The sequence below is a fragment of the Streptomyces sp. NPDC032721 genome, from assembly GCF_055579625.1.
Window position 1 is genome coordinate 127,978 of sequence record NZ_JBVIMX010000012.1, and the last position, 19,966, is coordinate 147,943.

General features: G+C 71.6%; 15 protein-coding genes. 8 read left to right on the forward strand and 7 right to left on the reverse strand.

Annotation, left to right across the window (positions count from 1 at the left end; translation table 11 throughout):
* Positions 1–48: 48 nt before the first annotated feature.
* Together ACZ5PB_RS25215 and ACZ5PB_RS25220 are read right to left on the reverse strand one after the other, a co-directional pair.
* Entirely contained in the window at positions 49–1,245 is a 1,197-nt protein-coding gene (locus tag ACZ5PB_RS25215; protein ID WP_468694011.1) for an FAD-dependent oxidoreductase, read from the reverse strand.
* Between the two features lie 90 nt (positions 1,246–1,335).
* Positions 1,336–2,619 carry a carboxylate--amine ligase gene (locus ACZ5PB_RS25220; protein ID WP_468694012.1) on the reverse strand — a complete coding sequence of 428 codons (1,284 nt, stop codon included), beginning with the start codon at positions 2,617–2,619 and terminating at the stop codon, positions 1,336–1,338.
* 184 nt (positions 2,620–2,803) lie between these two features.
* Here ACZ5PB_RS25220 and fahA point away from each other — a divergent pair, with 184 nt between their 5' ends.
* Both fahA and ACZ5PB_RS25230 read left to right on the forward strand, forming a co-directional pair.
* On the forward strand, positions 2,804–4,030 hold the full coding sequence (gene fahA, locus ACZ5PB_RS25225) for a fumarylacetoacetase (RefSeq protein WP_468694013.1): 1,227 nt from the start codon (positions 2,804–2,806) through the stop codon (positions 4,028–4,030).
* An 89-nt stretch (positions 4,031–4,119) separates the two neighbouring features.
* Positions 4,120–4,824: a GOLPH3/VPS74 family protein gene (locus tag ACZ5PB_RS25230; RefSeq protein WP_468694014.1), complete on the forward strand. Its 705-nt coding sequence runs from the start codon at positions 4,120–4,122 to the stop codon at positions 4,822–4,824.
* A 30-nt stretch (positions 4,825–4,854) separates the two neighbouring features.
* On the opposite strand, the gene ACZ5PB_RS25235 is transcribed toward ACZ5PB_RS25230, so the two are convergent.
* Together ACZ5PB_RS25235 and ACZ5PB_RS25240 are read right to left on the reverse strand one after the other, a co-directional pair.
* Positions 4,855–6,846 (reverse strand): CocE/NonD family hydrolase, encoded by a 1,992-nt coding sequence (locus ACZ5PB_RS25235; RefSeq protein WP_468694015.1) that lies wholly within the window; start codon positions 6,844–6,846, stop codon positions 4,855–4,857.
* Between the two features lie 14 nt (positions 6,847–6,860).
* Positions 6,861–8,396, reverse strand: coding sequence for a peptide MFS transporter (locus tag ACZ5PB_RS25240; RefSeq protein WP_468694016.1), 1,536 nt, complete (start codon positions 8,394–8,396; stop codon positions 6,861–6,863).
* A 232-nt stretch (positions 8,397–8,628) separates the two neighbouring features.
* Here ACZ5PB_RS25240 and ACZ5PB_RS25245 point away from each other — a divergent pair, with 232 nt between their 5' ends.
* The 6 genes from ACZ5PB_RS25245 (at position 8,629) to ACZ5PB_RS25270 (ending at position 15,234) form a co-directional block, all read left to right on the forward strand.
* The gene (locus tag ACZ5PB_RS25245) at positions 8,629–9,639 is read left to right on the forward strand and encodes a polyprenyl synthetase family protein (RefSeq protein WP_468694017.1); all 1,011 of its coding nucleotides are present in this window, start codon (positions 8,629–8,631) and stop codon (positions 9,637–9,639) included.
* A gap of 120 nt (positions 9,640–9,759) precedes the next feature.
* On the forward strand, positions 9,760–10,788 hold the full coding sequence (locus ACZ5PB_RS25250) for a CHRD domain-containing protein (protein ID WP_468694018.1): 1,029 nt from the start codon (positions 9,760–9,762) through the stop codon (positions 10,786–10,788).
* Positions 10,789–11,079: 291 nt separating this feature from the next.
* Positions 11,080–12,402 carry a LolA family protein gene (locus ACZ5PB_RS25255; protein WP_468694019.1) on the forward strand — a complete coding sequence of 441 codons (1,323 nt, stop codon included), beginning with the start codon at positions 11,080–11,082 and terminating at the stop codon, positions 12,400–12,402.
* A gap of 28 nt (positions 12,403–12,430) precedes the next feature.
* Positions 12,431–13,474, forward strand: a complete 1,044-nt coding sequence (locus tag ACZ5PB_RS25260) for an ABC transporter ATP-binding protein (protein ID WP_468694020.1) — start codon at positions 12,431–12,433, stop codon at positions 13,472–13,474.
* A complete protein-coding gene (locus ACZ5PB_RS25265) occupies positions 13,461–14,432 on the forward strand; it encodes an ABC transporter permease (protein WP_468694021.1) in 972 nt (323 codons plus the stop codon). Before ACZ5PB_RS25260 ends, ACZ5PB_RS25265 begins: the two co-directional genes overlap by 14 nt.
* A 214-nt stretch (positions 14,433–14,646) precedes the next feature.
* Positions 14,647–15,234, forward strand: a complete 588-nt coding sequence (locus tag ACZ5PB_RS25270) for a TetR/AcrR family transcriptional regulator (RefSeq protein WP_468694022.1) — start codon at positions 14,647–14,649, stop codon at positions 15,232–15,234.
* A gap of 63 nt (positions 15,235–15,297) precedes the next feature.
* Here ACZ5PB_RS25270 and ACZ5PB_RS25275 read toward each other — a convergent pair whose 3' ends face one another.
* The 3 genes from ACZ5PB_RS25275 to rarD form a co-directional block, all read right to left on the reverse strand.
* Positions 15,298–16,623 carry a M28 family metallopeptidase gene (locus tag ACZ5PB_RS25275; protein WP_468694023.1) on the reverse strand — a complete coding sequence of 442 codons (1,326 nt, stop codon included), beginning with the start codon at positions 16,621–16,623 and terminating at the stop codon, positions 15,298–15,300.
* A gap of 400 nt (positions 16,624–17,023) precedes the next feature.
* Positions 17,024–18,700 (reverse strand): ABC-F family ATP-binding cassette domain-containing protein, encoded by a 1,677-nt coding sequence (locus tag ACZ5PB_RS25280; RefSeq protein ID WP_468694024.1) that lies wholly within the window; start codon positions 18,698–18,700, stop codon positions 17,024–17,026.
* 193 nt (positions 18,701–18,893) lie between these two features.
* Positions 18,894–19,904 (reverse strand): EamA family transporter RarD, encoded by a 1,011-nt coding sequence (gene rarD, locus ACZ5PB_RS25285; RefSeq protein ID WP_468694025.1) that lies wholly within the window; start codon positions 19,902–19,904, stop codon positions 18,894–18,896.
* Positions 19,905–19,966: the final 62 nt, after the last annotated feature.

Sequence of the window (19,966 nt, forward strand, 5' to 3'; positions counted from 1 at the left end):
CCTGCGGCGGGCAGGGGAAAGGCCCCGCGCAGCGGACCCCACCCACCCCTACCCGCGAGCGATGGACGCCGCCACGCGTGGCGACGCGTATTCAGTGCCGCAGACGAAGCGCATCACCGGGCCGAAGGAGGACGCCGACGGTAGGCCCGTGAAGTGGAGGCCGGGGACGGAGGAGCCGTAGCCCGCGTCCAGGACCGGGGCCCCGCCGGTGGTGGCTAGGGCCGTGCGCAGGCCGTCGCCCAGGAAGGGCATCGCCGAGACGTCCGTACGGTATCCGGTGGCCGCCATGACGTGGTCGGCGGAGAGTTCCGAGGCGGGGCCTTCGCCGCCGGACAGAGTGAGGACCGGGCGTCCTTCCTCGATGCGGGCGCGTTCGATCCGGCGGCCGTCGGTGACCTGCACCCGGCCCGTGAACCGGTCCCGCAGCCACCACGCGCCGAGCGGCCCGAGCACCCGGCGCACCAGGTAGTGCCGCACGGGCGCGGGCAGTTGGCGCACATGAGTGGCGTGGTACGAGAGTGCGTAGAGGGACCAGGCCCGGCCGAACGGGGACTCCGGCCGCAGCCGGGGCTGGTGGTCCGGGGCGTCGCCGAAGGTCACCGCGCCCCGGCGGCGGGCGACGATCCGGACCGAAGCGGCCCCCGCCTCCGCCATCAGCACCGCGTTCTCCAGCGCGGACTGCCCCGCCCCCACCACGACCACGTCCTTGCCGGCGAACACCGAAAGGTCGCGGTGCTGCACCGCGTGCGAGACGGGGCCCGAGGCGGACGGGCCGTCCGGGACCGCCGCCGCCAGCTCGCGCGGAATGCGGGCCAGCCCGGACAGCCCGGTGGCGACGACGACCGCGCGCGCCCTGAACTGTTCGCCCGAGTCCAGCTTGAGGGAGAAGTCCGCGCCCGTCCGGTCGACGGACACCACCCGGGTCTCCTCCAGTTCCGGGACCAGCCGGCCCGCGAACCACTGCCCGTACGCGGCGAAGTCCTCCACCGGGATCAGGTCCCAGTCCGACTCGTACCGCGTGATGCCCGCCTCCGCGCAGAAGTCGATCAGGCCGTGGCCCGGCTGCGGCGCGTCGATGTTCGAGGCGGCCGGGGTCGACTTGAGCAGCATCCCGGCCGGCATGTGCGAGCGCCAGCTCACCATCGGCTCGCCGAAGACCCGGACCGGGATGCCGCGCGCCCGCAGGTGCGCGGCGGTGGACAGGCCGTACGGACCGGCCCCGATGACAACTACCGGCAGAATCACAGAAGTTCCCCTCCCCAGGGTGAAGCGTGAAGAAGTGTGCTGCCCCGTGCCCCGTGCCCCGCGCGCCGCGCCCGCGACACGTGCCCCCCGTCAGGACGGTGGCCGGTGGCGGCCCTCGCGCCACGTCCCGTACATCTCGTACAGGTGCCGGGCCCCCGGCCGCACCATCCGCGCCAGCATCATCAGCGCGGGCCGCACGTCGTCCGCCGCGAACCACGCCAGCTCGGTGCTGTCCGCGCGCTGCGGTGCGTGCGGGGTCGTGTAGCCGCCCCTGCGGTACGCGAGCAGGGCCGGGAGGTCGATGTTCTCGACCACATAGCGGTGGCCGGCGCGCTGTTCCCCCTCCGGGACCGGACGGCCGGTCAGGTCCAGGTGCTGCGCCCGTACGACGTCCACGCCCGCCTCGTTCTCGAAGAGGCGGAACTGGGCGCCCATCCGGGGGTTGAAGTCCAGCAGCTTGTACTGGCCGTCGCGGCGGTCGTAGCGGAGGTCCAGGTCGACGATTCCGCTGAAGCCGATGCGTTTGACGAACTGCCCCGCCAGAGCGGCCAGTTCCGGGTTGTCGACGACGTACGCGCAGGCCGTCATGCCCGCGTGCGGCGGCCAGGACCGCACCTTGACCCCGGTGAACATCGCCCTCGGCTCGCTGTGCGCGTCGAAGTAGGCGTGGACGATCCAGTCCTCGGCCTCCTCGCGCGGCAGGTACTCCTGGAGTATCACGCCCGGCGCGTCCCCCCATTCCGTTGCCAGGGCGAGGAGTTCGGCGGGGGTGGAGATGCGGGTGGTGCCCCGGACGGCGGGGCGGTGGCGGCGTACGAAGGCCTCCCGGTTCTTGGCGACGACAGGGAAGCGGGCCCGCTCGGCGAAGGCTTCCACTTCCTCGTACGAGGAGGGGAAGGCGGCCTCGGGGGTCGCCACGCCGTGCTCCACGCACAGTTCGTGCAGCCCCTGCTTGCTGGCGAGGCGGCGCGGCAGCCCGGCCCCGGTGTGCGGGAAGAGGAAGGGGCCGGACAGTGCCTCCTGGTGCTCGGCGATCAGTACCGCCGCTTCCTCGTCGGTCGGTACGAGCACGGCCGGGCGGCCGATCAGCCGCCCCACCCGCAGCAACCCCTCGACGAGACGGCCGGGTTCCTCGGTGCCGGTGGTCGGCCAGACGTACGCCCGCTCCAGGTGGCGGGAGTGCGCCGCCGGGGTCCAGCGGTCCTCGGTGATCGCGTACATCGGTATGCCGAGGCGGCCCAGACTGCGGATCGCTCCGACGCCGCCGTGGTGCAGTGGATAGTTGCCGAACTTCACGATCAGGCCCGGAACGTCGCGGTCCGCCACCGGCCGCCGCCCGTTTCCGCCCGCCCTGCCGCCGCCCCCGTAGCTCACTGCGAAGTCCCCCCTACGGACCTGTGCCCCCTGAAAAACCCGCCCGTACCCCCAAACGACGCTAAGCCGGAATTCCCGCCTCCACCAAGGCTTTTCCGGACATTACGAACTCTTTAGCCACTGCCGTGCCAGGCATCCCCCACGTAACGTGTGACCCAACGACCCGGAAAGCGAGGCAGCACCCATGCCCGAGCAGTCCCCGCTCGACGTCGCCGAAGGTGACCCCTTCGGCCCGCACAACCTGCCCTACGGCGTGTTCTCCACCGCGAACGAGCCCGAGCGGCGCCGCGTCGGAGTCCGTATCGGCAGCCATGTGCTGGACGCGGGAGCCGCCGCGCTGGCGCTCGGCTCCCCGTACGCCCAACTCCTTGCCCAGAGCTCGCTGAACCCGCTGCTCGCGGCCGGCCGCACCGCGTGGCGCGACGTCCGCCGCGCGCTCACCGCCTGGGTCACCAGCCCCGCGCACCGCGACGACATAGAGCCCCTGCTGTACCCGCTCGCCGCCGTCGACCTGCACCTTCCGTACCAGGTCGCGGACTACGTCGACTTCTACGCGAGCGAGCAGCACGCCACCAACCTCGGCAGGATCTTCCGCCCGGACGGCGACGCGCTCACCCCCAACTGGAAGCACCTGCCGATCGGTTACCACGGCCGGTCCGGCACGGTTGTGGTCTCCGGAACGGACGTGGTACGTCCGTCGGGCCAGCGCAAGGCCCCGGCCGACGCGGCACCCGTCTTCGGCCCCTCGGTGCGCCTCGACATCGAGACCGAGGTCGGATTCGTCGTCGGTACGCCCTCCCGGCAGGGCACGCCCGTCCAGCTCGGCGACTTCCGCGAGCACGTCTTCGGGCTGTCCCTGCTCAACGACTGGTCGGCCCGCGACATCCAGGCCTGGGAGTACGTGCCGCTGGGCCCGTTCCTCGGCAAGTCCTTCGCCACCTCGGTGTCCGCGTGGGTGACGCCGCTGGAGGCACTGGAGGCGGCCCGGGTCGCGCCGCCCGCCCGCGACGTACCGCTCCAGCCGTACCTGGACGACGCGGACGACGAGGAGCCCGGCGGCTTCGACGTGCGGATCACGGTCACCCTCAACGGGCAGGTCATCTCGGAGCCGGTCTTCGGCGGCATGTACTGGACGGCCGCGCAGATGCTCGCGCACATGACGGTCAACGGGGCCTCGCTGCGCACCGGCGACCTGTACGGGTCGGGCACCATCAGCGGCCCCGAGGCGGGCCAGCGCGGCTCGCTCATCGAGATGACGTGGAACGGCCGCGACCCGCTCGAACTCCCCACCGGCAAGCGCACGTTCCTTGAGGACGGCGACGAGGTCACGATGACCGCGTGGGCCCCGGGCCCGGACGGCACGCGCGTCGGCCTCGGCGAGGTGACGGGGCGGATCGTGGCGGGGGCCTGATTGCGGGACGATCGTGGCCGGGGCCTGATTCCGGGCGTACGGGGAACCCTGAACCCAGGATCCGTACTCCGCTGGAGGGTGATGCCCCGATGTCCGAGTCGCCGCGTCCGTCCCGCCTGCCGCGTCTGACGCTCCCGGAGGAGCTGCTCCTGCTCGGCCTGTATCCGGACCGTGGCAGCGCCCGTGTCACACTCCGCCACCTGGAGTGCGGAGTGGCGGGCGCCGCCCTGGCGGAGCTGGACCGGGCGGGCCGTGTCGAGCACGACCGGGGGCGGGTGCGGGCCCGCGTCCCGGTCCCGCCGCCGGAACCGGCCTCGGGTCCGACGGCGGACCCGGTGGCGCTCCGGCTGCTGGCGGCCCTGCCGGAGCCGGGCAAGGGGCGGCGCGGCGGTGTCCGCGCCACCTCCTTCCTCACCCGCGAACGGCGCGAGGTGACCGGCGGCTATCTGGACCGGCTGGTCGAACGGGGCGCGCTGCGCCGCGAGTCCAGGCGCGTCCTCGGGCTCTTCCCGGCCGTCCGGCACCCGGCGGCCGGGGACGACTGGTCAGCCCCGCTCCGGGACCGGATCGACCTCGCCGCGAAGTCAGGCTTCCCGGACCGCGACGACCGGCTCCTGGCGGCGTTCCTCTCCGCCACGGAGCTGTCCGACCGCTACTTCCCGGGCCGCTCGGCCCGCCCGCTGCGGGCGACGATGCGCGAACTCGCCCGTGCCGAGTGGACCGCGTGGGCGGTGCACAAGGCCGTCACCGCGCACAAGGCCGCGTCCCACGGCGGGGGCGGCGGGGGCGACTGACGGCCTGCCCGCTTGCCCCCGCTTGCGCGGCTATCCGGCGGTCCGCGGAATCCTGCGTTCCCACACCCGGTGGAAGACCACCTGGCCACCGTCCTTGCAGGTCACCTCGTTGTACGTGAGGAAGTCCGCCGCGTCGCAGGTGATCTCGGAGCGTGTGGTGATCTCCACGTCCCACGACAGCTCGGGCCGCCGCAGCCCGATCGTCCAGTCGGAGCGGGTGCGCGCGGACAGCGGGTCGCGCTCGTTGATCGTGTACGTCTCCAGGGCGTCCTCGGTGAATTCGAGGCCGTCCGGATAGATCCGTGTACCGCCGTAGCGCGGGTCCACCTCCAGGCGCCACTCGCCCTTGGCCACGTCCCGTACGACCAGCCGCTCGGGCCGCTGACCTGCGGCGTCGGGGAACTCGACGCCCAGCGGAGCCGACTGTTCCGGCTCCTCGAAGACGAGCTCCCGGTCCTCGGTGTGCTGCCGCACCGGAAGTTCCAGTTCCGAGCCCACGGGGTCGAGCACGAAGCCCGCCGAGTCCGCCTGCGGCCAGATCCACGGCCAGTACGCGGACGAGACGGCGAGCCGGACGCGGTGGCCCGGCGGGAAGGTGTGCCCGATGCCGTTCAGCTCGAACTCGACGTCCTCGGTGGCGCCCAGCGGCCAGGCGTCGGCCCGGTCGCGGCCGTTGCGGGCGGAGAGGTTGAGTACACCCCGGGTGACCAGCGTCGACGAACCGTCCGGCGCCACGTCGCAGAGCCGCGCGATCGCCTGCCCGAACGGCACGTCCATGGTCAGCCGCAGCCGGACCCTGGCCCGGCCCAGGATCTCGATCGGGGCGCCCTCGACCGGGAAGTCGAAGGCGGCCGACCTGGCATCCTCCTCGCGCTGGTCCGGCGGCAGGTCGGAGTCGTTGCCGAAGGGGAAGAACCGGCCGGCGTCCACGCCCGTGTGCTGCGGCGAGTCGACGATCACCGGCGCGCCCTGGAGCCCGTACGCGACGGGGGTGACCAGCGGCGACGGCCAGGAGGTGTCGCCGACCCAGCGGCCGGGCAGCTCGGGGTACGTGGTGGCGGGCGGGTGCGACTCGCTGATCCAGGAGCGCAGCAGGGGCTCGGCCATGATCCCGGTGTCGGCCCCCTTGAGGTGGTGGTCCCACCAGCGCAGGGTCTCCTGGAGGAAGCCGATCGCGGGCCCGGGCGGCAGCCCCCGGTCCGGGTACTGGTGCGACCACGGGCCGATCAGCCCCCGCACCTTGGCCGGGTCCAGGTGCTCGACCAGCCGCAGCACGGTGTCCCGGTACGGGTCGTGGAAACCGCCGACGGCGAGCACCGCCGCGTCGATCGCCGAGTAGTCCTCGCAGACGCTGCCGTGCTTCCAGTAGTCGTCCCTGGTCTGGTGGTCCAGCCAGGTGTGGAGGAACGGGTCGACCGCGTCCAGCCGCTTCAGCCACATGTCCTTCCAGCCGTCGCCGACCTGCGCGGGGTCCGGCGGCCGGGACACGAAGGCGAGCATGGTGGCGGCCCAGGCGTGCATGTCCACGGCGAGCACGGAGCCGCCCATGTAGTGCACGTCGTTGTCGTAGCGGTCGTCGGCCGAGCAGACGGTGACGATCGCCTTCAGCGGCTCGGGGGCCAGCGCGGCGATCTGGAGGGAGTTGAAGCCGCCCCAGGAGATGCCGAACATGCCGACCTTGCCGGTGCACCAGGGCTGCTCGGCGAGCCAGTGGACGACCGCGACGCCGTCGGCGAGCTCCTGGGCGTCGTACTCGTCGCCCGGCAGGCCCTCGCTGTTGCCGTGGCCGCGCACGTCGACCCGTACCGACGCGTAGCCGTGACCGGCGTACCAGGGATGGCGCTGCCAGTCGCGGGGCGCGGTCCAGTCGCTCAGCCGGTACGGCAGGTATTCGAGGAGGGCGGGGACGCGCTCCTCGGTGACCGGGCGCCAGACGCGGGCGTACAGCAGGGTCCCGTCGGGGAGCGGGATGCGGACGTCCTCGCAGGTCGTCGCGTACGGGAACTCGGTGCGTATCTGCATGGGACGGAACCACCTCAGTGAACGGGGTGCATGGTGCGCTTGAGCCAGGCGCCGGCGCCGATCACGGCGAGGCCGACCGCGACCGCGATGGCGCCGTTGACGCCGAAGTACGCGGGGTCGGAGACCTTGCCGTACAGCTTCACGGTCTGTGCCTGGATGCCGTTGGCGAGGGCCAGCGACAGGAACCACAGGGCCATCGTCTGGCTGGAGAACGCCTTCGGCGCGAGCTTGGTGGTGGCCGACATGCCCGAGGTCTGGAGGATCACGTCACCCAGTCCGAGCAGCAGGTAGGAGCCGACGATCCACCAGGCGGCCATCTTGTACGTGTCGTCGGTGTGCCCGCTGGTCGGCAGCACGAGCAGCAGGAAGGACAGTCCGCCGAGGACCACACCGATTGCGATCTTGTGCGAGGCGTGCGGCTGACGGCGGCCCATCCGCAGCCACAGTCCCGCCACCACCGGCGCGAGCAGCACCTCGAAGGCGCCGAGCGCGGAGGCGTACCAGCCGACCGGGAAGGTGAAGCCGAGGATCTCGGTCTGGGCGTTGGTCGACGCGAGCAGCATCATCGTCGAGTACGCCTGGAAGAGAATGAAGTTGAACGCCACGGACGCCAGGAACAGCACCACATAGGCGCGCAGCCTGCGCTTCTCGTCGGGCTCCACCCGGGGGCTGCGGAACATCACGAAGAAGTAGACGACCGGCGCGATCACCGAGATCAGCGTCAGTACGTCGACGAAGCGGTCCATGGTGAGCCAGCCGGCCCACACCAGGAGCACCGCCAGCACCGCCACCGCGAGAAGTCCGCCGACGATGCCGCGGACCGCCCGGCGCATCTTGTCCGGCGGCAGCGCGAACTCGGCGGCGTGCTTGCGCCCGGCCAGGTGCCGGCGCCCGGCGACGTACTGGATCAGGCCCAGCGTCATGCCGATCGCGGCGGCCGAGAAGCCCCAGTGCCAGCCCTTGTGGTCGGCGAGCCAGGAGGTGACCAGCGGGCCGAGGAAGGCGCCGATGTTGATCGCCATGTAGTAGAGCGCGAAACCGGCGTCGCGGCGCTCGTCCTCGGTGCGGTAGAGCTTGCCGACCATGTTGGCGACGTTGGGCTTGAGGAGGCCGGTGCCCGCGCTGATCAGGCCGAGGCCCGCCCAGGTGGAGGCGCTCACGGGGATCGCCATCGCGTAGTGGCCGCAGGCGATCAGGATGCCGCCCCAGAGCACGCCCCGGTACGAGCCGAGGATGCGGTCCGCGAGCCAGCCGCCGGCCACCGAGACCAGATAGACGAGCGTGCCGTACGCGGCTCCGACCGAGGCGGCGGTGCCGGGCTCCATGCCCATGCCGCCGTCGGCGACGGTGGCCGCGAAGTACAGCACGAGGATCGCCTGCATGCCCAGGAACGAGAACCGCTCCCACACCTCAAGGCCCGAAAGGGTCAGCAGACCCTTGGGCTGGCCGAAGAACGCGGTGTCGTCGCCGGGCGGCGGCTGCGTCGATTCCGGGGCGAGGGTGGCGCCCGGGGGATCGTTGGGCTGGGGATCGGGCTCTGTACGGGACAAAGGGCTTTCTCCTGCTCGTATCAGGTCACCACGAACATACCGGTGCACATCAGGCGGCGCTCAGGGGGAGGGCGGGGCGGGTGCGCAGAGGGGGAGCGGGTGTGGTGCCGGGAGGGCGGCGACCGGATGGGGGGCTCGGTGATCGAAAGTCGACGGGATAGGCTGACTTGTTGAGTGATGCCAGCGACAGATCGACAATCCGTTTGATCGTCAGCAGACAGGAGTAACCCTCGTGACCGTCGTCGGGCCGTTCGGACTGAGCGTGCGGGACCAGGCTCTTGAGGCCGATGTCCAGACCGGGCTGGCAGCCGTCGAGGAGGGCCTGCTCGACGCGACCAAGAGCGAGGTCCCCTTCATCACGAAGGCCGCACAGCACCTCGTACGCGCAGGTGGAAAGCGTTTCCGGCCGCTCCTCGTCCTGCTGGCGGCGCAGTTCGGCGATCCCTACGCGCCGGGTGTCGTGCCCTCGGCCGTGGTGGTGGAGCTGACCCATCTGGCGACGCTGTACCACGACGACGTGATGGACGAGGCGGACGTGCGCCGCGGGGTGCCGAGCGCGAACTCCCGCTGGGGCAACTCGGTCGCGGTCCTCACCGGCGACTTCCTCTTCTCGCGTGCGTCGCACATCCTTGCGGACCTGGGGCCCGATGCGGTGCGCATTCAGGCCGAGGCGTTCGAACGCCTCGTCACCGGTCAGATCCTGGAGACCGCGGGCCCGCGCGACGGCCGCGACCCGATCGACCACTACCTGGATGTCATGTCCGGGAAGACCGGGTCGCTGGTCGCCATCTCCTGCCGGTTCGGCGCGATGATCTCCGGCGCGAGCGAGACGGCCGTCGACATCCTCACCCAGTACGGCGAGCGGCTCGGCACCGCCTTCCAGCTCGCGGACGACGTGCTCGACATCGCCAGCGACAGCCACGAGTCCGGCAAGACCCCCGGCACCGATCTGCGCGAGGGCATCCCCACGCTGCCGGTGCTGCACCTGCGGGCGATGGCCGAGGCGCACGGGAAGCCCGAGGACATCGAGCTGTGCGCGATGCTCGACGGCGACCTGTCCGGCGACGAGGAACTGGCCGAGGTGCTGCGGCGGCTGCGGGCGCACCCCGCGCTGGCGCAGGCGCGCCGGGACACCGTGCGGTACGCGGAGGAGGCCAGGGCGACCCTGGCGCCGCTGCCGGACTGCTACGCCAAGTCGGCGCTGGCGGAGCTGTGCGACGCGGTGGTGCACAGGGCCGGTTAGGCCCCGCCGTGGTGATGTGATGCACGTCACATCCTTGGATTGAGTCCAGGCTCGGATCCACTCCGTACCCCTGCCCAGAAGCTGACGCAGGGGGCGTTGGCTCCGGTACGGGGAGCAATCATGACGAAGTGTGCGAAGACCCTCGCCATCGGTGCGACCGCGGTCGCGGCGGCAGCGGGTCTCACGCTGGCGGTACTGCCCGCGTTCGCAAGCCCGGAACTGGGCGGTGCCGCGACGCACGGCGGCCATGCGGCCAACGAGGGGGTCGCCCTCCAGGCCGGTGCGCTCGGCGACAGCCGGGGCGCCGCCTTCTTCGCGGCCAGCCTCAACGGGACCAACGAGGTGCCGGTGCCCGGCGGTCCCGCCGTCGGCGACCGGGACGGGGTCGCGCTGGAGTTCGTGAAGGTCAAGGGCGACGTGGTGTCCTTCGCGGTGAAGTGGCGGGGCGTCGACAAGCCGTCAGCGCTCCACATCCACCAGGGCGGACGCGGGGTCAACGGCGGCATCAAGGTCGACTTCACCAAGGAGCTCGGCCGAGGTGGATTCGACCGAGGTGGATTCGGCCGAGATGGGTCGGGACGTACCGCTTCCGGTTCGGTACGGGTGGCGGACCGGGCGCTCCTGGATGCGCTGAAGGCCGACCCGACCGGCTTCTACGCCAACCTGCACACCAAGGAGTTCCCGGGCGGTGCCGTGCGCGGCCAGCTGCACAAGGTCACCCGCGCCTTCGACTTCGGCCGGGCACTGGAGAACTTCCAGTCACCGGTGCTGCGCGGCAGCCAGATCTACCAGTGCAAGAAGGCGGGCGACGGCACCACCTCCTTCCAGCAGCGCGACGTCACCGCCCGGCTGGCCGGCGGCATCTCGCACTCCTTCGTCGCCCCGGACTCCGGCACCCCGCAGTGGATCGCCCGCGACCGCAGCAAGGTCGTCGGCACGCTGATCAGCAGGAGCCCGAACGGCGAGGGCAACATCCCGGAGCTGGACCTGGCGGGCAAGGCGTCCGGCGGCCCCGGCGGGCTGTTCTCCCGTACGACCGAGATCCTCCGGCTGAACACGGTGGGCGGCGTCGCCCCGGCCGGGAGCTGCGACCCCGGGAAGGTCGTAGGGGTTCCCTACGGGGCCGACTACGTCTTCATCCAGCGCTGAGCCGCGCCGAACCGCGCTGACCAGCACCGACAGAAACGGCGGGAGACCGCTGTAGGAGCCACCTGTTTTCTCCCAACCCGACGGGGGAGAAGCAGGTGGCTCTTGTCATCCCGTGGGTGTAGGCGAGGTTGCTCCCGGGGGCTGACGCTTTCGGCCGCCCAATTTGGTCAGATTGACCTCACCACTCCTCACCAATTCGGGCGAGAATGGCGGCGCGGGAGTGGGGACGCACAGAAGCGTGCATGGACGAGTGCATGGATGACGGCCGCCAACCACGGAGGTAGAGCACACATGGCACCGAACGGCAACGCACCACTGAGCACCGAGGACGCGGACACCACGGGCACCGCCCCGGTACGCCGCCGCAAGGCCGCGCGCTACATCGTCCCGGTCGCGGTGGCGGGGGTGGCCGCGGCGACCATCGGTCTCGTACCGGCACTCGCCAGTTCCGGGGACCCGGACCTGCCCAAGATCACCGCGCAGCAGCTGATCGAGAAGATCGCCGCCTCGGACACCCAGCAGCTGTCCGGCACGGTCAAGATCAGCACCGACCTGGGCCTGCCCTCGCTGGACGGCCTGGCCGGCAGCCTCGGCGGCGCCGTCAAGGGCGGACCGTCCGGCGGCCCCGGCGGCGGTTCCTCCGCCGACCCGAAGTCCAAGCTGATGGAGCTCGTCTCCGGCACGCACACGCTGCGCGTCGCGGCCGACGGCCCCGACCGGCAGAAGGTGTCCGTGCTCAACGACGCCGCCGAGTACAGCCTGATCCACAACGGCAACGACGTCTGGGCCTACGACAGCGCCTCGAACGAGGCGTTCCACGCCAAGGCCCCCCAGGACGCGGGCAAGGGCTCCGGACACGGCGCCGGCAAGGACAAGAAGCTGCCCGAGGGCATGCCGACGACCCCCAAGGCCTTCGCCGAACAGGCGCTGAAGGCGGCCGAGAAGGACACCTCGGTGACCGTCGGCGGCACCGCGCAGGTGGCGGGCCGTGACGCGTACCAGCTGGTCATCAAGCCCAAGCAGAGCGGCTCGACCGTCGGTGAGATCCGCGTCGCGGTGGACTCCCTGACGGGTACGCCGCTGAAGTTCACGCTGTCCTCCAGCAGCGGCGGCAAGGCCGTGGTCGACGCGGGCTTCACCAAGGTCGACTTCGCCAAGCCTGCCGCGGACACCTTCAAGTTCAGCCCGCCCAAGGGCGCCAAGGTCACCGAGGCCGACGACCTGAAGGCCCAGGAGGGCAAGCACGGCAAGCGCGGCGACGGCGCCGACAACGACTTCGGCAAGGGTCTGGGCATGGACCTCGGTAAGGAGTTCGGCCCCGGCGGCAAGGGCGGCGCGGGTGACGCCAAGGTCATCGGCGAAGGCTGGACCTCGGTCCTGCACATCTCCTCGGGCGCCGAGGGCAAGAAGGCGCCCGGCGCCAAGCAGGAGAAGCTGCCCGCCGAGGCCCAGGGCATTCTCGACTCGCTGGGCGACAAGGTGTCCGGCAAGTTCGGCGAGGGCCGGATCTTCTCCACCCGTATCGTCAACGCACTGATGACGGACGACGGCCAGGTGTACGTCGGCGCGGTCACCAAGGACGCACTGGTGAAGGCCGCGAACGAGGCCAAGTAGGCGCATAGGGCAAGGGGTTGGTCGGCGGATGGGGGACGAGCTGTCCACTGCGGCTGCGGAGAGAGCGGGGAGTCCGGTACCGGGGTCGGTACCGGGGCCGGGGCCGGGATCGGCGGCGCGTGCGCCGGTGATCGACACCCGGGGACTCACCAAGCGGTTCCGCGGCGGGCAGCTCGCCGTCGACGGCCTCGACCTGTCCGTCCCGGCGGGCAGCGTGTTCGGCTTCCTCGGGCCCAACGGCTCGGGGAAGACCACCACCATCCGGATGCTGATGGGCCTGATCGAGCCGACCTCGGGCACGGCGCAGGTGCTCGGCAGCCCCATGCCGCGCGCCGCCCGCACCGTACTGCCGAAGGTCGGGGCACTCATCGAAGGGCCCGCGCTCTACGGCTTCCTCTCCGGCCGCGACAATCTGCTGCGGTTCGACTCCGCCGACCCGACCGCCGACCCGCGCACCCGCCGTGCGCGGGTTTCCGCGGCTCTGGACCGGGTCGGGCTGACCCCCGCCGGGGCCAAGAAGGCACGGGCGTACTCGTTGGGCATGAAGCAGCGGCTCGGCCTGGCGGCGGCGCTCCTGCAGCCCCGCGAACTGCTCGTCCTGGACGAGCCGACCAACGGCCTCGACCCGCAGGGAATGCGGGAGATCCGCTCCCTGGTACGGGAGCTGGCGGCCGACGGCACCACCGTCTTCCTCTCCTCGCACCTCCTCGACGAGATCGAGCAGGTGTGCTCGCACGTGGCCGTGATGGCGCGCGGCCGGCTGCTCACCCAGGGCTCGGTGGCCGAACTGGCGGCCGGTGTAAGGGGCAAGCTGATCGTCACCACCGCGGACCCGGGCGACGCGGCACGGGTGCTGAAGGAGCACGGGGTGACGGACCTGGAGGTGGGGGAGGGGCGGGTCGTCGGGGCGGTTCCGCCCGACGGGGCCGACGCGGCCGACGCGGCTCTCGCGGAGCTCAATGCGGCGTTGGTGCACGCGGGGGTGCGGGTCAGCGGCTTCGGGATGGAGCGGGCCTCGCTGGAGGACGCGTTCGTGGCGCTGACGGGGGAGGGCTTCGATGTCGCGGGCTGAGGCGGGACGGGTGCGGCCGGAGGGGCCAGCACAGCCTGTGGGGGCGGAGGGTCTGGTGCGGCCAGAGGGGCCAGTAGGGCCAGTAGGGCTGACAGGGCCTCAGCGGTCTGTGAGCCCGCTGTGGACGCTGGGGCTCCTGCGGTCCGAGCTCAAGGTCACCTTCCGGCGCTGGCGGACGCTCGCGCTGCTCGTGGTGCTTGCCGGGGTTCCCGTACTGATCGGCATCGCCGTGAAGATCGAGACCGGCGGCGACCCGTCCGGCGGCGGCCCCGGCGGGGGCGGCGGCGGGCCCGCCTTCCTCTCCCAGATCACCAACAACGGCCTCTTCCTGGTCTTCGCCGCCCTCGCCGCCACCCTCCCGGTCTTCCTGCCGATGGCCGTGGGCGTCGTCGCGGGCGACTCCGTCGCGGGCGAGGCCCACAGCGGCACCCTGCGCTATCTGCTGGTCGCGCCCGCCGGACGCAGCAGGCTGCTGCTCGCGAAGTACGTCACCACGCTGGTGTTCTGCCTGGTCGCGACCCTCGTCGTGGCGGCTTCCGCGCTCGCGGTCGGGGCGTTGCTGTTCCCGGTCGGGGACGTCATGACGATCTCCGGGGTGCCGATCGGCTTCGGGGCCGGGCTGCTCCGCGCGCTGGCCATCGCGGTCGCGGTCGCCGCCTCGCTCATCGGGTTCGCGGCGCTGGGACTCTTCGTCTCGACGCTCACCAACAGCGGCATCGCCGCCATGGCCACCACCGTCGGACTGCTGATCACGGTGCAGATCCTGGATACGATCCCGCAGCTCGCCGGAGTCCAGCCGTATCTCTTCTCGCACTACTGGCTGTCCTTCGCGGACCTGCTGCGCGAGCCCGTCTACTGGGACGAGCTGTGGAAGAACCTCGGCATGCAGGGCGCGTACGCGGCGGTGTTCGGCTCGGCGGCCTGGGCGCGGTTCACGGCCCGGGACATCACGGCGTAGGCGGGAAAACCCGGATTTCCGAGGGGGAGTGCGGGCCGGAGCCCGCACATCCCCTCCGGTGCGCGGGACCGGCCCAACGAATCCTGTGCCGTGTCGAGCTGTCCCCCGATGCGGCTCGACACGACACGGACCGTTCCCCCTAGGATGGCTATTGTTGGAGCCCGCCGTTCCGCTGTCAATACGCTACGTATCGCCGCCCGGATAGACTTCGCCCGTGAGCGCGACGCCGAACCCCCTGCGACGCAGCGAGAAGTCCCGGCTGGCGATCCTCGGGGCAGCCATCGACCTGTGCACCGAGAAGGGGTACGGGGGCGTCACCATGGAGGCCATCGCCGCCAGGGCGGGCGTCAGCAAGAAGACGATCTACCGCTGGTGGCCCTCGAAGGGCGCCGTACTTCTCGAAGCGCTCGGCCAGCGGACCGACAGCCAGGCACCGTTTCCGGACACCGGGAATCTGGCTGCCGACCTGTACGCGCAGATGACGGGCGTGGTGCGGCTGCTCACGACTCCGCCGTTCGGACCCGCGTACATCGGGATCCTCTCCGAACTGCACCACGACGACGACCTGACCCGGGCCGTCCACAGACAGGTCATCAACCCCCGCTTCACGGCGGCGGTGGAACGGCTCCAGAGCGCCCAGCGGCAGGGCCGGCTGGCGCCCGACGCCGATCTGGAGCTCGCCGTCGAGCTGCTCTACGGACCGCTCTACTACCGGTACGCGCTGCGCAAGCCGCCACACCCTCCCGAGCGGATCGCGGAGCTGGTCGACCAGGTGCTGCGGACGTTGGACTGCCGCCCCTGACGCGGGAGTTGACGCGCGTCGGGGGCGGCAGGGTCTGTGGTGGCCGCAGGTTGGTGCTGCCGCCTAGAAGGTGAGCTTCCAGCTGGTCAGCGTGCCGGTGTCCTGGCGTGCCACGTCCTGGACGCGCAGCTTCCAGGTGCCGTTGGCCACCTCGCTCGACGCGTTCACCGTGTACGTGGCCACGACGTTGTCGGCGGAGTCGCCGCTGCTGGCACTCTTGAGCGGGTACACCGTCCCGTCCGGGGCGAGCAGGTCGATGACCACGTCACCGCGCCAGGTGTGCTGCACGTTCACCGACACCTTGAGCGTGGACGGGGCGTTGCCCGTCCGGCCCGAGACGGTGACCGGCGAGGTCACGGCGGCACCCGCGTCGGGGATGGCGAGCGGGGTGGTGTTCTCGTAGTCGGTGCCGGTCGGCGGGGTCGTACCGCCGGCGGACAGGGTCCAGATCGCGTGCGCGACGGCGTCGCTGTTGCGGTCGAGCGCGGTGTCGTTGATGTTCGTCAGGCTGTCGCACGAGGAGTGGTAGCAGCGGTCGAAAGCCTGGCCCGAGGTGCCGCCCCACTTCTGGGCCTGGGCCGCAGACTTGGTCCGGCTGGCACCGGTGAACAGGCCGCCGACCGGGATGCCGACGTTCTTGAAGCTGGCGTGGTCGGAGCGGCCGTCGCCCTCGGTCTCGATCTCGGTGGGGACGCCGAGGCCCGTGTAGTAGTCCTTGAAGGTCTTCTCGATGGTCGGGTCGTCGTCGTAGACGAAGTAGCCCGGGTTCGGCGAGCCGATCATGTCGAAGTTGAGGTAACCCGCGAACTTCGTGCGCTCCGTGGACGGCAGGCTGTTCACGTACGCCTTCGAGCCGATCAGCCCGAGTTCCTCCGCGCCCCACCAGCCGAACCGCAGGTGCTTGTCCGGCTTCAGCTGGGCGCGGGAGACGGCGAGCGCGGTCTCCAGGACGGCGGCGGAGCCGGACCCGTTGTCGTTGATACCGGCCCCGGAGGACACCGAGTCCAGGTGCGCACCGGCCATCAGGACCTTGTTCGGGTCACCACCGGGCCAGTCGGCGATCAGGTTGTAGCCGGTGGCGCCGCTCGCGGTGAAGGTCTGCAGCGAGGTGGTGAACCCGGCCGCGTCCAGCTTGGCCTTCACGTAGTCGATGGACGCCTTGTAGCCGGGGCGGCCGTGGGCGCGGTTGCCGCCGTTGGCGGCCGCGATGCCGGAGAACTGGGAGAGGTGCGCCTTGACGTTGGCAAGGGGGATGTCGGGCGCGGCGAGGGCATTCGGTGGTGCGGCGGTCGCGGTGCTCGCGGCGGCCGGGACGAGGAGTCCGGCGACGGCGAGCGCGGCTATCGCGGCGACTCTTCGGGGCGATCTGCGAGCAGGGACGAGCGTCATGTGGGGGCTCCGGATTCCGAACGGGGACGGGACGGAAGTGCGGGAACTGGCTGTACCGGTAAGGCGGTTGAGCACTGTGCCATGAGCGCTGTGCGTGCCTGATGTTCAGCGAGAGTTTGACCGGACGTCAAGAGCCGAATCCGGTCACCCCCGTCCGCATACCGAACTCCCCCTCACCGCCCGCCCCTTTGGGCGGCGAAGCCGCCTCTACGCCCCCGCCTCCTCGGGCGGCGGGGTCGCCCCTGCCCCACCCCCTAGCCCCCTTGGGCGGCGGGGCCGCCCCCCGGGGGCGGAACGGGCGGGCAAGGGGGCGGCCCCCGGCGGAGCCGAACCCCTCGCCCCGCCCCACCTACGCCATGGCCCCACCCTCACCCCCGCCCCCCCTACACCCCCATACACCTCAGCCCTCACCCACCACCACACCCCCCGCCCCCAACTCCACCCGACTCCCCCCGAACCCACCCCGAAACCGCCGGTCATGCGAAACCGCCACCACCGCCCCCGGATACCCCGCCAACGCGGCCTCCACCTCCTCCACCAACCCCAACGACACATGGTTCGTCGGCTCGTCCAGCACCAGCAGATCCGCCGGCCGCGACACCAGCCTGGCCAGCTCCAACCTCCTCCGCTGCCCCACCGACAACGCCCCCACCGCCACCCCGAGGTCCTCCTCCCGGAACAGCCCGAGCGCCAGCAGTTCGTCCGCGTACTCCTCCGGCAGCCCACCCCGCCCCGCCGCGTACCCCGCGAGCAGAGTGCCCCGGTCGTCCCCCGCGACAGCGGCCAGCTCCTGCGGGAGATACCCGAGGTGCCGGGGCCGTACGACACTTCCCGTGTCCGGCACCAGGTCCCCCGCCAGCACCCGCAACAGGGTGGTCTTGCCCGCCCCGTTCGCCCCCGAGACGAGCAGCCGCTCCCCGGCCTTGACGGTCAACTCCGGTACGGACAACCGTCCATCCACCGAGACGTCCCTCAACTCGGCCAGCGCCCCGCCCTGTTGCTGCCCCGAGTCCTCGACCGCGACTGTGTCGAGTTTCACGTGAAACCGAAGCGGAACCGGAGGCGCCGGGACAGGCGAGTCCCGCAGCACCTCCAGCCGCTGCCTGGCCGCCCGCACCCGCCCGGACAGCTTGGCCTCGCTGGAGCGACGGTGCTTGCCGAACCCCTGGCCGGGGTCCTTGCCGGTGGCCGCCAGCCGCTGCCCGGATGCCTCGACCAGCGCCTCCGTACGGGCAAGCTCATCGACCCACTCCCGGTGATCCTGGGCCCACCTGGCCCGGGCGGCGGCCCTGGCGGCGAGGTATCCGTCCCAGCCGTCGCCGTACCTGCGCACCGTCCGCAGGTCGCGGTCGACCTCCAGGATGGTGTCGGCGATCCGCTCCAGGAAGACGCGGTCGTGCGTGACGGCGACGACGGTGCCGGGGTGGGCACGCAACTGGTCCTCCAGCCAGGTGGTGGCCTGGAGATCGAGGTGGTTCGTGGGTTCGTCGAGCAGCAGGAGCTCGGGCGCGGACGCCAGTACGCAGGCCAGCGCGAGCCGCGACTGCTCGCCGCCGGAGAGCGAACCGAGGGTCCGCTCGCGGGCTATCCGGGCCAGCCCGAGCGCGTGCAGGGCACTGTCGACGCGGGCGTCGGCCTCGTAACCGCCCCGGTCCTGGTAGGTGGTGAGCAGCTCGCCGTACGCGTCGAGCGCGGCCTCGGTGGGGTGGTCGCCGAGCCCGGCCTCGGCGTCCCGGATCGCGGCCTCCAGGGCGCGGAGGTCGGCGAGCGCGGCGTCGACGGCGTGCTGGACGGTGAGGTGCGGGGCGAGATCGAGGGTCTGCGCGAGATGGCCGACGCCACCGGGGAAGGCCACGGTGACCTCGCCCTCGTCGGCGGGCAGGACCTTGGCGATGAGCCGCAGCAGGGTGGACTTGCCGGACCCGTTCTCCCCGACGACTCCGGCCTTCTCACCGGGACGGACGGTGAGCGAGACCCGGTCGAGGACGACCCGGTCCCCGAAGGAGAGGGAGACGTCCTTGAACGAAAGCTGGGCATGGGACTGGGACCGGGACTGGGATTGGGCGCGAGAGCGCATGGTGATTCCTCAGGGATGCGTGAAGGGCCTAGGGACCTGAGGGCGCGCGAACGTACCCGGCGGGGCGAGGGCTCAGCCGCTCGCGCTCACGCCGCGTTCGCGCGGGGAATCACAGAAAGAAGTAGTGCCTGGCCATGAATCGAGCGTAACCCGACCCGACCCGTTCCGTCTCGCGGATTTACGGCCCATGGATCTACGACCGCGAAGCCGCCCCGGCCCCAGCCGCCCCGGCACCAGCAGTCCCGGCCCCCGCCGCCTCCGGCGGCACCGTTCCCTCCGCCAGCACCGCCACCGCCGCGGCCTCCTGCGCCGCCCGCCGGCCCTTCCGCGCCGTCCGCAGCGCATCCCACGTCAGCAGGGACAGCGCGAGCCAGACCAGGGCGAACCCGGCCCACCGCTCCACCGGCATCTCCTCGTGGAAGTACACGATCCCCAGCACGAACTGGAACACCGGCGCCAGATACTGCAGCAGCCCCAGCGTGGACAGCGGCACCCGGATCGCCGCCGCCCCGAAGCACACCAGCGGCACCGCCGTCACCAGCCCGGTCGCGGCGAGCAGCGCCGCGTGCCCGGTGCCGTGCGCCCCGAAGGCCAGCGACCCCGACGACCCCAGCCACACCAGGAACCCCAGCGCGGGCAGGAACTGGATCGCAGTCTCGGCGGCCAGCGACTCCAGACCGCCCAGGTTGACCTTCTTCTTGAGCAGGCCGTACGTCGCGAAGGAGAAGGCCAGCACCAGCGAGATCCACGGCGGCTCCCCGTACCCGACCGCGAGCACCACGACGGCCGCGGCCCCGATGCCGACCGCCGCCCACTGCACCGGCCGCATCCGCTCGCCGAGCAGCAGCACGCCCATGGCGATGGTGACCAGGGGGTTGATGAAGTAGCCGAGTGAAGCCTCCACCACATGGCCGGAGTTGACCGACCAGATGTAGAGCCCCCAGTTGACGCTGATGACAGCCGCGGCCAGGGCTATCAGCCCCAGCTTCCGCGGCTGCCGGACGAGCTCCCCGATCCAGCTCCAGCGGCGTACCACCAGCAGTGCGATCCCCACCGCGGCCAGCGACCACACCATCCGGTGGGCCAGGATCTCCACCGCGCCGGCGGGCTTCAGCAGCGGCCAGAAGAGCGGGACCGCACCCCACATCCCGTACGCCCCGACGCCGTACAGCAACCCCGCCCGCTGCTCCTTCTTCGTCTCCATCGGCTGTGGCCTCCCGCCCCGGAACATGCACCCTGCACACACCTGTCGCGGACGACGGTAAG